The sequence below is a fragment of the Aquirufa antheringensis genome (assembly GCF_023921165.1).
GTDB lineage: Bacteria > Bacteroidota > Bacteroidia > Cytophagales > Spirosomataceae > Aquirufa > Aquirufa antheringensis.
On the sequence record NZ_CP049835.1, the window covers coordinates 1,946,875 to 1,959,839 of the forward strand.

The window sequence follows — 12,965 nt, forward strand, 5'->3', positions numbered from 1 at the left end:
GTTTATTTTACCTTCTGATAGGTGGACAATCAATGCTTCGATCTAGATGGAAGATTAACTGAAATTGGGTAACAAAATAGTGATCGACTAAGTTCGTCGCGTATTGGGAGGGAATTAAAAGTTTCGTCGTCAACTCTGTCTGAGCCGGTTGGTTTTTAGGTGCTGAAAAAAGATTACCTAATTGCGTACGTAAGCTAGCTTCAAAGCCAAAATCCATAAAGTCATTCAACCGATAACGGAAACCTACCCCTACTGGAATAGAAAAACCGATGGATGGAATGGTCTCATCAAAATTGCGAATCGGATTCGTGGGGTAATCACTTGCGATCACGTCAGCATAATTCCGCCAAGACGCGTTTGGTAAACCAGCTCCCCCCAATGAATCTAATTGATAGAGTTCTGGATTAGTAGAAACCAAGGCAATTCCTGCAGATAAATACGGAGAGAAACGGTTGCGCTTCAGATAATTTTGTTGATTTCCATTTAATTCCAAAAGCCCAGAAAGACCAAATTCCACGACGTCATTTCTGAAACGGAAACGCAAATCGGGTGTAGTTGGAAGCAGTGCGGAATTGTCAAAGGTATAATCATTTCCCGCCAAGCGGATATAATTTAAGTTGCCTTTAATCGAAAAATGTTTGCTGACATGGCGGGTCAAATGTGCACCTACATTGAAACGGCTTTGGTCATTTACCAGGCGATTAAACATGCCTAATTCATCCGTTAAGCTATAGTAATGGGAGCTACCCGCCCCAAAACCAAGAGAAGTATGCGGATTAAAAGTAGATCTTTTGAAGCCGGTTCCTCCTTTTTTACCAATTTTCCAAAATTGAGCTTGCGTAGTTGAACTGAAAGCCAACAGAAATAGCAGGAGTAAGGAATTTATTCGAAGCATAGGATGCAGCATTTTAAAAACAAATATAGGCATTATTCGATAAACGTTAGGGACCTAATTTGGAATATTTCTAACTTGCTTCTGTCGGGAAGCTTCGCTAATTTTAACTATAATTCTGTAACCATGAAAAAAATTGTACTCCTTTTGTCATTGGCCGTTTTGGCTTCTTGTGGATCTAACGCTGAAGTGAGCGTTCCCACAGAGAACTTAAATGAAGTGTTGACCTGTACGGATGCCAAAGGCCTAATCGCTAAATACGGGGCTAAATCAGTCATTTTAGACACCGCCATTGTTTCAGGGGATGATACGCTGAAAGGAGCAATCATTTTTCCTGGTACGGCTAAGCAAGCCAATGTATTCTTTCATGAGGGTAAAATTTCCGATGTAAGTATTCAGGGCGAAAGTTCTGCTTGGAAAACGGCTTCTGGCTTGTATTTAGGTTTACCTCTTCAAGAGGTAGAGAAGTTGAATACGAAAAACTTTACGATCTCAGGCTTTGGATGGGCACACGGAGGTTCAGTCGTTTCTTGGGAGGGAGGGAAATTAGCAGGAGACAGCACCCTGACTCATCTGGTTTCATTTCGAAACAAACGCCAAATTATCTCCGTAGAAGAATTCAATAAAGTGTCTGGCGAGGCTGAATTTGATGTGCGTCATCCAGCTATTCAGCAAATGAATCCAGTCCTAGAGCAAATCACGATTTTGAAGCCTTACATTCCGTCAAAAGAAGAGGGGAAAGGTATCGCAAAGAAGATCGAATCCAGTCAAATGCCGGTTCACTAAGCTAATTTAGGGTTATTCTTGTGGCGGTCCGCATCACGTTCCGTCTTCTTTAAGAGGTTCTGTTTCAGAGCCTCTTCTAGGTTAATACCGGTTTGGTTTGCCAGACAAATTAATACGAAAAGCACATCAGCCATCTCATCACCTAAGTCCTTATTTTTATCTGATTCTTTCTCCGATTGTTCCCCGTAGCGACGCGCGATAATCCGAGCGACTTCGCCCACTTCCTCCGTTAACATCGCCATATTGGTTAGCTCGCTGAAATAGCGAACTCCAATGGTCTTAATCCACTCGTCTACTTGTTGTTGCGCGTTTGAAATCGTCATAATTAGGGGTTTTTAGAGTCGATGATGATAGTTACAGGTCCGTCGTTTGTAAAGTTGATTTGCATATCGGCACCGAAGACGCCGGTTTGTATGTTTTGGCCTAGTTTGTCTGACAAGGTTTTAATCATCAGCTCATATAGCGGAATGGCTTGTTCAGGTTTTGCGGATTCCAAAAAGCTAGGGCGATTCCCCTTGCGAGTCGCCGCATAAAGCGTAAATTGACTCACTAATAAGAGCTCGCCTTGAATGGCCTGTAAATCCAAATTCATTTTTCCCTCTTCATCGGAGAATATACGTAATCCTGCGATTTTGCCCGCTAAATAAGCCACATCTTCCGGCGTGTCATCCACGTGGATGCCTAGTAAAACGACAAAACCCTGTTGAATAGAGGCCTGCAATGCATTATCGATTTGCAAAGTAGCTTGACTTACGCGTTGAATAACGGCAATCATAATTACAAGAGTAGGTAGACGATCATGAAATAGACCCCATAGCCTAGAATGTCGTTCGTCGTCGTGATAAAGGGACCACTCGCCACTGCTGGATTAATCTTTAATTGATTTAATACCAAGGGGGTTATGGTACCCATTAGACTAGCCAGCATTACCACCGCGAAAAGTGAGATGGAAACGGTCATGGATAACATGATTTGGCCTGAATCCACCAATAAAGAACAACCGAAAGCAAATATCGCCGCGATTAATGCATTAATGAGGGCGACTAATAACACTTTCTGAAGACGTTTCCATAACGTAGTATCTAAACCGCTTTTGTCTGCTAATGACTGAACGATTAAGGAAGAAGATTGAATTCCTACATTACCACCGGTCGAACCGATCAAGGGAATGAAGGCAGAAATGGCAGGTAAAACGGAGATGGTATCGTCGAAACGATCGATGATTTTGGCAGCCAAAAAACTACCCACCATACCACCAATCAACCAAGGCAGCCGAGAACGCACTAATAACCACACGGAGTCATCTTCTTCCACGTCTTCCGAGATACCGGCCATGACCTGAATATCTTCTTGTGCGGATTCTGTGATGAAATCGACCACGTCATCGATGGTGATGCGACCTAATAATCGGCCTTGAATATTAACCACCGGAATGGCCTCTAAGTCGTATTTCTGCATTAAATCGGCTACTTCCTCGCCGGAGGCATAGGTCTGAACCGAAACAATTTCATCATCCTCATACACGTCCGCGATCTTAGAACCACGCTTCGCTAAAATGATTTTCTTTAAGGAAACGGTGCCTAATAACTTCCCATCGTCGTCGATCACGTATACCGAATAGACTTTCTCCACGTCTTCCGCTTGTTTGCGGATCTCTTCGACACATTCGGTCACGGTTTGAGAGATGTTGATCTTGATTAACTCTTTCTGCATTAGACCACCTGCGCAGTCTTCGTCGTAATGCATTAAATCGATGATGAAACGTGCCTGTTCGCGGTCTTTCAGGAGTGCGATCACTTCCTCACGTACTTTGACAGGTTGTTCATTCAGGATATCTACTGCGTCATCGGAATCGATTACGTTGATATAGGCGGCAATTTCCTTAGAGGTAAAGTGCTTTAAGAATTTTTTGCGGTCATCTGCGTCTAGGGTTGAGATGATTTCGGCGGCGATTTTCGTGTCAATTAATAGCACCAAATATTTTGCCTCTTCCGTCGTTAACTCGATTAAAATGCTGGTGATGTCCGCTGGGAAAAGCTCATCTAGTTTCAATAAAATCTCCTCATTCGCCTGATTTTCGATTAACAAGCGAATGTCCTCTATGAACTCTTTAGTCAGTTCAAACGGAAGGTGATTTGGGTTAACTTCTTCCATGATGTGAGGGATTTTAGATGAAACAGCGCAAATTAGTAAAAATAGATCGATTAAGCGCCTAGGTAGCCATTATCTTTCCATAAAATCGTTAACTCGGTGAACTCCGCTACGCCTAGTTGTTCTGCGCGTTTGCTGAGTAAGGGATGTTCAGGTAATTGCAAGGCTCTGAGGGCATTACGCAAAGTCTTGCGACGTTGGTTAAAGGCCATCTTTACTAAAGACTTGAATTTAGCTGGATCGCATTCTAGTTTTTTGTCCCAGTTCCGTACGAGTCGAATGACGCCGGAGTTAACTTTGGGAGGAGGGGTAAATACCTCCGGTCCTAGGCTAAATAAGTATTCAATATCGTAAAAGGCCTGTAAAAGCACGCTTAAAATGCCGTAGTCTTTATTTCCTGGTTTTGCCGCGAGGCGCACCGCCACTTCTTTTTGAAGCATGCCTACCACCTCGATGCATTGGTCTTTGTATTCCAAAATGCGGAAGAAGATCTGCGTCGAAATGAAATAGGGGAAGTTTCCTACGATGGCGAATTTTTCATCGCCAAAAATGTTCTCTAACGGATAACGCAAGAAATCGCCGTCGATTAAGCGCGGCCCGGTAAACTCCAAGTAGTTCTTGCGTAAATAGTCAACGGACTCTTTGTCGATTTCGATGAGGGAGGTTTCGTATTCGGTTTTTTTGACCAAAAATTGTGTCAACACACCCATCCCCGGCCCAATCTCCAATACTTTCGTATAGGCTCCAGCAGGCTGCAAGCCATCTACGATGCGCTTTGCCGCGTCTAAATCATTTAAAAAATGTTGTCCTAAACTCTTTTTTGCTCTTACTTGCACCGGGTCTCTGGGGTTTAAGGAGTAAAATTAAGCCCTTTTTTGTACATTTAAACAAAATTTTCGATTTAAGGCATGGAGGACAAGCAGGCCCTGATTAAAACATTGGATTCCCTGAAGCTTTTTGGCATCGTTATGGCGCTCGATGGCACCATCACGCATGCGAATGCCTACACGCATCAATTGCTTGGCTACAAGCCGGGGGAATTAAATGGAAAGGACTTTTTTAGCACCCTTGTCCCGGACGGAGAAAGCGAAATCCGCCGTACCTCCTTTGACAAAGCGATCCAGACCGGTGGTCTATTCGAAGAACGCGAACGAAATTATAAAACGAAATCAGGGGCCATCAAATGGGTAGAAGTGGCTTCTACCGTCGTGAGCGATAATTTCCTGAGTATCATAGGGGAGGACGTTAGCGAGAAGAAGAAAGTGTCCGAGGCCCTTTCTCGCTCGAATGCCCAATTACAAGACTTAATTAACAATACGACTGACCTGATCCAAATCACCGGGGTGACCGGTCGATTCCTGTTCGTAAACCGTGCCTGGTTAGAAACCATGGGGTATACCGAGGAGGAAGCTAAAGATTTAAAGATTCAGGATGTACTGCATCCCGAGTTTGCACACCAGACACAAGCGCAATTCGATGCGTTATCGAAAGGGGAGGACATTCCAGAATTTACGGCCGTTTTTAGACGAAAAGACGGGCGTCGTCTGTACGTTTCTGGTTCAGTGACTTGCCGTTTCGAAAGAGGCGTGCCTACTGCTTATCGCTGTATTTTGCACAATTCTACGGCAAAAGTACGTGCCGAGCGCGCGAATAAATTATTCTCTTCTATTTCTCAGGTAGCCATTAATTCCTCGAATCTGGATGATCTCTTTGTGAACATCCACAAGCAATTAGGCGAGGTGATCGACGTGAAGAACTTCTTCATCGCGCAATACGATCCGGGGAAGAGCTATATTTATTTCCCTTACTACATCGATGAGTACTTTAATTCCCGGGTGCACTTTACGAAGCGCCGCCTAGGGAATGGCTTGACGGAATATGCCTTGATGGCGAATAAGCCTTTGATCTTGCACGATGATGAGATCCATCAGTTAGCGGCAGAGAAGAAGATTTACTTGTATGGGGTGGTTCCCAAAGTTATGCTCTGTGTTCCCCTCCGCATCGGTGATCGGGTGACGGGTATCATTGGAGTAAAGTCCTATGAGCGGGCGAACAAGTACGAGAACCGAGATTTAGAGTTATTAGACTTTATTTCGGGGCAAGTGGCGATTGCGATATCGAGAAAGCAGGCGGAAGAGGCTTTGGCCAGAGAAACCGCACGTTTGAATTCCATCTTCGAAAGTTCGTCTCACCTCATGTGGTCTGTGAATAAACGCTTACTATTGATGAGCTTTAACCACGACTATGCGGACTTATTGCAGCAAGAACTGGGGATTACGCCACAATTGAATTTCAGCTCGGAGACGATGGGATTCAAGATGATGGCGCCGGAGGAGCGCAAAGCGATGGAGGAGCATTATAAACAAGCGTTTAGAGGCATGAAACAGCACTTTGAGCTTTGTCTGAAGAAGAAAGATGGGACGGATCGCTGGTTAGAAATTTATTTGAATCCCATTTTAGATCAGGGCATTATTTCCGAAGTTTCGGGTATCGCTCGGGATATCACGGATATTAAGAAGTACCAAACCGAACTGGTGGAAGCCCGCGAACAAGCGGAGCACTCGCTTAAAGTGAAGGAACAGTTTTTAGCGAATATGTCGCACGAAATCCGGACACCTATGAATGGGGTGATTGGGATGGTGGATTTGTTGTGTGATACACCATTAGAGGAAGAACAACGGGATTATTTACAAACGATTCGTAAGTCATCGGAGACGCTACTGCATATTTTGAATGACATTTTGGATTTGGCCAAAATCGAAGCTGGTAAAATGGTCTTACATCCGACGGATATTCTGTTAGAGGATGTTTTTGATCGCTTGATGGCTTTATTTACGCCATTAGCACATCAGAAAGGGAATAAAGTCTCCTATATCTTAGACGATAAGGTGCCCGCTTATGTGAAGGCAGATGAGACGCGCCTATTACAGATTCTTTCGAATCTTACATCGAACGCCCTGAAGTTTACAGAGAATGGTTCCGTTTTCATTACGGTAAAGCCGCTTTCCGTGACTCCTGAATGGGCAGAATTAGAAGTCCGAGTATCGGATACGGGGATTGGTATCAGTCCTACGAATTTAGAAAAACTCTTTAACGCTTTCCAGCAAGTCGATAATTCCACTTCCAAGAACTACGGCGGCACCGGATTAGGTTTAGCGATTTCGCGTGAATTCTGTAAGATGATGGACGGTGATATCGGGGTGGAGTCAGTGGAGGGAAAGGGAAGTACGTTCTGGTTTACGATTAAACTCGCGATAGGGGATTCTTCTCTAGCGGCCAAAACGAAGAAAGACGAGAATCTTTCCATTTCAGGGACTTTGCATTCTGTACATGCGCGGGTCTTGTTAGTGGACGATAATGCCACGAATCGCAAGGTGGCAAGTCAGATTTTGATGAAGGCGGGGTGTGAGGTTTTAATGGCCTCCAGAGGCCAGGAAGCCATTGATATTTTGCAAAAAGACGCGAATTTTGATTTGGTCTTGATGGATATCCAAATGCCAGAAATGGATGGAATGGAAACAACACGTCGCCTGAAAGCATTGAATCTAGCCGCTTTACCACCTATCGTGGCGATGACGGCTTATGCGATGAAAGAGGATCGCGAGCGCTTCTTGGCAGCCGGGATGGACGATTATTTGGCCAAACCGATACGCGCGCAGCAAATCATTGCCATGGTGTCGCGCTGGGTGTCTGATGGACATGGCGTCATTCAGGAGGCTTTATTGAACACCGATTTTGTGGTCGACGAAGAAGTTTTAGCCTCCCTTTCGGATGCTGTGGGCGGAGATCCGGCCTTTGTGCAAAGTATGTTAGAAGAGTTTATTGTGGAGGCCAAAGAGCAGATTGCGGCTGCTATTTCTGCCCACGCTTCCGGTAGTTGCAAAGGAGTCCAATCCGAACTGCATACCTTGAAAGGAAATTCAGGAACTTTAGGTGCCGCACAAGTGCATTCGATCTGTGAAAAGATCGAGTTGAAGGCCAAAGTCTGTGATTTCACCCAATTCGCCAGCGAGATCGTCGATCTGCAAATTGCTTTAAAGAATTTCGAAGACGCGATAAAAGCCAAATTTGCCTAATATGCGCCATTATGGCGTGTTTTTCTCTAGGTATGCGTGTATTTTAATGTCATTTTTTCCGAATTTATCGATTGGGTTTTGATTTGCTAGATAGGGGCAAAACCTAGCCGATATGAACCCGAATAATTACACCTCACAAGCTGGACTTATTATTCAAAACGCGATGGAAATCGCGAGCCAGAATGGTCAGCAAGCTATTGAAACGGGGCATCTTTTGCAAGCCATCTTGCAAGACGACACCCAAACATCCGCCTTTCTTTTAAAGAAGAATGGCGTGTCTGTTCCACAGATTCAAGATAAATTACAAAGCATCCTTTCTTCTTACCCGAAAGTATCAGGCGCTCAACCCTACGCGAGCAATGCCTTGCAGCAGGTTTTGACGAAAGCGGAGGCTTTGAAAACTGAATTTGGCGATTCGTATGTCAGCGTAGAGATTTTATTTCTCGCTCTAATTGAATCCAAAGATGCCGTTTCGGACCTATTAAAGTCCTTGGGCATCACTAGTGCAAATTTCAAGAAATCCATCACAGAATTAAGAGGAAATAGAAAAGTGAACGATCCACATGCAGAAGGTACTTACCAGTCTTTGGAAAAATACGGTAAGAATTTAAATGAATTAGCTAAGGCCGGAAAAATCGATCCGGTCATTGGACGTGACGAAGAAATTCGCCGAGTCTTGCAGATATTATCCCGCAGAACGAAAAACAATCCCATACTTTTAGGGGAACCGGGCGTAGGTAAAACCGCTATTGTAGAAGGCTTAGCCCAACGTATCGTCTCTGGAGACGTGCCTGAAAACTTGAAATCCAAAATCGTGATGTCGCTCGATATGGGGCTTTTAGTCGCGGGAGCCAAGTACAAAGGGGAATTTGAGGAGCGTTTAAAGGCGGTCATCAAAGAAGTAACGGACTCCGATGGAGAAATCGTTTTGTTCATCGATGAGATCCACACCTTGATCGGTGCAGGCGGCGGAGGCGAAGGAGCGATGGATGCGGCGAACTTATTAAAACCAGCCTTAGCGCGTGGGGAACTGCATGCGATTGGTGCTACGACATTGAAAGAGTACCAAAAGTACATCGAGAAAGACAAAGCCCTTGAGCGTCGTTTCCAATCCGTTTTAGTGGAAGAACCGGATGTCGCAGATGCGATCTCCATTCTTCGCGGGATCAAGGATAAATATGAATTGCACCACGGGGTTCGAATCCAAGATGACGCGGTAATTGCGGCGGTAGAATTATCGAACCGCTACATCTCAGATCGTTTCTTGCCGGATAAAGCGATCGATTTGATGGATGAGGCAGCTGCCAAAATGCGCCTCGAAATCGACTCCGTACCGGAGGAAATCGATGACATCCAGCGCAAGATTATGCAGCTAGAAATCGAGCGCGAAGCGATTCGTCGTGAGAATAACAAAGAGAAGGAAACGATATTATCGCGCGATTTAGCGGATTTATCAGAGAAACGAGATGCCTTGAAGGCCAAATGGCAGTCAGAGAAATCGGTGCTCGATGCGGTTCGTGCCGAAAAAGAGACGATTGATCGTTTAAAACTAGAGGCAGAACAAGCAGAACGCCAAGGTGATTACGGCAAGGTTGCCGAGATTCGCTACGGACGTTTGGTTGAATCTGAGCAGAAGTTAAAAGATATGCAGGCGCAGCCAGCAGGAGAGAACTCGATGTTGCAAGAGGAAGTGACAGCCGAAAACGTTGCCGAGGTGGTGGCGAAATGGACTGGAATTCCAGTGAGCCGTATGTTGCAAACGGAGGTGGAGAAATTATTGCATTTGGAAGATGAGCTGCACAAACGTGTGGCAGGTCAAGACCAAGCCATCGAAATGGTATCTGATGCGGTGCGTCGTTCTCGTGCGGGATTACAAGATCCGAAGCGTCCGATCGGTTCGTTCATCTTCTTAGGTACGACGGGGGTGGGGAAGACGGAATTAGCCAAGACTTTGGCCTCCTACCTATTCAACGACGAAAACGCGATGATCCGCATCGACATGTCAGAATACCAGGAACGCCACGCGGTAAGCCGCTTAGTAGGAGCGCCTCCGGGATACGTGGGCTACGATGAGGGCGGACAGTTAACGGAAGCCGTACGTCGCAAACCTTATTCGGTCGTGTTATTGGATGAGATAGAAAAGGCGCATCCGGATGTTTGGAACATCTTATTGCAGGTATTAGACGAAGGTCGCTTAACGGATAACAAGGGTCGCACCGCGAACTTTAAGAACACGATCATCATTATGACGTCTAACATCGGTAGCCACTTAATTCAAGAGAAAATGGCTCAGATGGAAGGCTGGAATAATGCCTTGATTTTAGAGGAGACCAAAGAAGAAGTAATGACATTACTGAAACAAGTAGTCCGTCCTGAATTCTTAAACCGCGTCGATGAGGTGGTGTTGTTCGAACCATTAACCTTAGAACATGCACGCAAAATTTTAGCGATTCAGTTCAAAGAGGTTCAAAAGCGTTTAGCAGAACAAAATATCACGTTGGAAGCTTCAGAAGAAGCCTTGAATAAACTCGCTACGGATGGATATGACCCGAATTATGGTGGTCGTCCGATGAAGCGCGTACTTCAAAAAGCGGTCTTGAACGAATTGTCGAAGGCTATTTTATCGGGTAAGATTCAGAAAGATTCGGCGGTGATGATGGAGTTGGATGAGAAAGGGGAGTTGAGTTTTGAAAACGTGGAGGTGGAAATTTAAGAGTAGAGAGAGGAGAGTAGAGAGTATAGATTTGGAATCAAAAAAGCGGCAATTGCCGCTTTTTTGATGTTTAGGATGTTGGCTGCTTCGCAGCTGAAACTGATAAATATTTCTGAATTTATCCCCGCAGGGGATTCCAACTTTATTCTTTGTGCTCTATGCTTTATAATCTGTTTTGCAAGCAAACCATCCGCGTAAATCGATAAATCGCCTGCGTTCCCACGCTCGTACTCCTCGAGTCTGTAGTAGCAGGATAAGGTCCTCCATGGACCATTGCGCCAGAAACTTCCACGCCTGTAGGGAAACCGTTGAATAATAGGCGGCCTACTTTTTGTAGTAAGGCATCGACTAATTCTTCTGAAATTTCAGCTTTGGTTCCGTGAATGGTGCCTGTTAACTGTCCGTCTATTGATTCAATAAACGTCAACATTTCTGCTTCATCTTCTACTAAAATTGCGACCGTGCATGGTCCAAAAACTTCTTCCAAAATAGCGTGATTGGCAGTAGCAGCCTCAGCCACAAATAAGGCAGGAGAAGGTAGCTCGCGCGAGGTTAATTGCTTAGCATGTTTTGCAAGGTTAGCAACGCCGGAAGCGTAGGCAGATGCAATTCCAGGCGTTAAGAAAGTGCCCAATGGTAATTTATCTAATTCAGTTGCTAGCAAATCAAGGAAAGATGCATCCTGCTTTTGAAGGATGATGAGGCCCGGATTTGTGCAGAATTGTCCCACGCCTAAGCAAACTGAACCAGCCAGTCCTGCTGCTAGGGCTGCTGGATTTTCGGCGATTTTGTTCGATAATAAAATCACAGGATTCACGCTACCCATTTCCGCATAAACAGGAATGGGATGAGGTCTGCGAACGGCTAAATCATATAATGCTTTCCCCCCTCGATAAGACCCTGTGAAACCTATTGCTTGTATTTCTGGGTGCTGCACTAAATGAGATCCTACCTCGTTCGAAGAGCCGTGAATCAAGGCGAAAACGCCAGCAGGTAAACCACAAGATGCGACTGCTTTAGAAATCGCTGAGCCTACTAATTCCCCTGTTTTGGGATGAGCTGGGTGTGCTTTGAAAACGACTGGGCATCCCGCAGCTAGGGCGGAAATCGTATCTCCACCTGCTACTGAAAAGGCTAATGGGAAGTTGCTTGCCCCGAAAACGGCCACAGGACCTAGCGGGATTTGGGTTTGAAATAGGTCCGGTTTAGGTAGCGGTGCACGATCTGGCTGAGCGGGATCATGGATTTCTTTTTTCCAAGCAGGATTAGAGATGAAGTCAGCGAAGGCTTGAATTTGGCCTGTGGTGCGACCTCTTTCTCCCGTAATGCGCGCTTCTGGGAGGTTAGATTCTGCGCAGGCGCTTTGGATTAATTCATCACCTAAGGCCATGATTTCGCGGGATATGGCTTCTAAGAAGGCAGCACGATTAACATCTGAAATCCGGCGATAAATAGGAAATGCGGCTTTTGCTGCGGCAATGGCTGAGTCGATTTCTGCAATCGAAGCGTCTGTATAATTCATTAGGCAACAGTTTGTATAAGGGTTCCAATAGGTTCAATGGTGATGTGGATGCTATCTCCGGATTGCAAGGTAAACGGCGGATCTGGGACGATGCAAGTGCCTGTCATCAAATAGACGCCTGATGGAAAGGACATTTCGCGGGTTAAATAATCGACTAATTCGGCGTGTGAACGCTTCATTTGGGAGATTTCGGTGTCGCCCTGGAAAACGCTTTCGCCGTTTCGGATGATTTCCATTGAGATGATGGTGTTAGGCGCCAATGATTTTTCGGTCACTAATAAGCAAGGTCCGAGGCCGGCGGCGGCGTCATAGACTTTGGCCTGCGGTAAATACAAAGGGTTTTCGCCCTCGATGTCTCTAGAGCTCATATCGTTTCCAATGCTGTAGCCCGCTAATTCTCCATGTTTATTGACAAAAAGTGTCAATTCCGGTTCTGGCACATTCCAAAAAGAATCCTTCCGAATCCGCACCTTTCCACCTGGCCCTACGGACCGTAAGCGATTACCTTTGTAGAATATTTCAGGCCTTTCGGCGTCATACACCTTGTCGTAAAAGGTATCTCCACCGGATTCTTTAGACTCTTCCATTCGTGCGACTTTGCTGCGCAAATAAGTCACGCCAGCCGCCCAAATTTCTTGCGAATCGATAGGGCAAAGTGGCGTTTCGGTTTTGGCCTCCTGAAAATCCAGAGAAGCGCAATGTTGAAATAGCTGGGACTGGTTAATAAAGTCATCCCAATTTCCCGGAACCGAGCAAACCAGCCCTTGCTGATCCTGCACCTGAATTCCAGCCGAGGTTAAATAAATTTTATACGATTTCATAGGT

At 45.3% G+C, this 12,965-nt stretch carries 10 protein-coding genes; 3 read left to right on the forward strand and 7 right to left on the reverse strand.

Going from position 1 to position 12,965, the window contains the following annotated elements:
* Nucleotides 1-7: 7 nt before the first annotated feature.
* Entirely contained in the window at nt 8-895 is an 888-nt protein-coding gene (locus G9X63_RS08750; RefSeq protein ID WP_252622554.1) for an outer membrane beta-barrel protein, read from the reverse strand.
* Between the two features lie 123 nt (nt 896-1,018).
* On the opposite strand from G9X63_RS08750, the gene G9X63_RS08755 reads away from it, so the two are divergent.
* Nucleotides 1,019-1,678: a hypothetical protein gene (locus tag G9X63_RS08755; protein ID WP_252622556.1), complete on the forward strand. Its 660-nt coding sequence runs from the start codon at nt 1,019-1,021 to the stop codon at nt 1,676-1,678.
* On the opposite strand, the gene G9X63_RS08760 is transcribed toward G9X63_RS08755, so the two are convergent.
* Genes G9X63_RS08760 through rsmA form a run of 4 tightly spaced genes read right to left on the reverse strand, consistent with a single transcriptional unit; the run spans nt 1,675 to nt 4,665 of the window.
* Nucleotides 1,675-2,001, reverse strand: a complete 327-nt coding sequence (locus tag G9X63_RS08760) for a nucleotide pyrophosphohydrolase (RefSeq protein WP_130896239.1) — start codon at nt 1,999-2,001, stop codon at nt 1,675-1,677. The two genes, G9X63_RS08755 and G9X63_RS08760, sit on opposite strands and share 4 nt — an antisense overlap.
* Nucleotides 2,002-2,003: 2 nt before the next feature.
* Nucleotides 2,004-2,453, reverse strand: a complete 450-nt coding sequence (dtd, locus tag G9X63_RS08765) for a D-aminoacyl-tRNA deacylase (RefSeq protein ID WP_252622559.1) — start codon at nt 2,451-2,453, stop codon at nt 2,004-2,006.
* Nucleotides 2,454-2,455: 2 nt separating this feature from the next.
* Nucleotides 2,456-3,832: a magnesium transporter gene (gene mgtE / locus G9X63_RS08770; RefSeq protein WP_130896241.1), complete on the reverse strand. Its 1,377-nt coding sequence runs from the start codon at nt 3,830-3,832 to the stop codon at nt 2,456-2,458.
* Between the two features lie 50 nt (nt 3,833-3,882).
* Entirely contained in the window at nt 3,883-4,665 is a 783-nt protein-coding gene (gene rsmA / locus G9X63_RS08775; protein WP_130896242.1) for a 16S rRNA (adenine(1518)-N(6)/adenine(1519)-N(6))-dimethyltransferase RsmA, read from the reverse strand.
* A 72-nt stretch (nt 4,666-4,737) separates the two neighbouring features.
* Here rsmA and G9X63_RS08780 point away from each other — a divergent pair, with 72 nt between their 5' ends.
* Both G9X63_RS08780 and clpB read left to right on the forward strand, forming a co-directional pair.
* The gene (locus G9X63_RS08780; RefSeq protein ID WP_252622561.1) at nt 4,738-7,905 is read left to right on the forward strand and encodes a PAS domain S-box protein; all 3,168 of its coding nucleotides are present in this window, start codon (nt 4,738-4,740) and stop codon (nt 7,903-7,905) included.
* 112 nt (nt 7,906-8,017) lie between these two features.
* Nucleotides 8,018-10,618, forward strand: a complete 2,601-nt coding sequence (clpB, locus tag G9X63_RS08785; protein ID WP_252622563.1) for an ATP-dependent chaperone ClpB — start codon at nt 8,018-8,020, stop codon at nt 10,616-10,618.
* A gap of 163 nt (nt 10,619-10,781) precedes the next feature.
* Here clpB and G9X63_RS08790 read toward each other — a convergent pair whose 3' ends face one another.
* A complete protein-coding gene (locus G9X63_RS08790; protein WP_252622566.1) occupies nt 10,782-12,140 on the reverse strand; it encodes an aldehyde dehydrogenase (NADP(+)) in 1,359 nt (452 codons plus the stop codon).
* On the reverse strand, nt 12,140-12,961 hold the full coding sequence (locus G9X63_RS08795) for a fumarylacetoacetate hydrolase family protein (protein ID WP_252622568.1): 822 nt from the start codon (nt 12,959-12,961) through the stop codon (nt 12,140-12,142). Before G9X63_RS08795 ends, G9X63_RS08790 begins: the two co-directional genes overlap by 1 nt.
* Between the last annotated feature and the right edge of the window lie 4 nt (nt 12,962-12,965).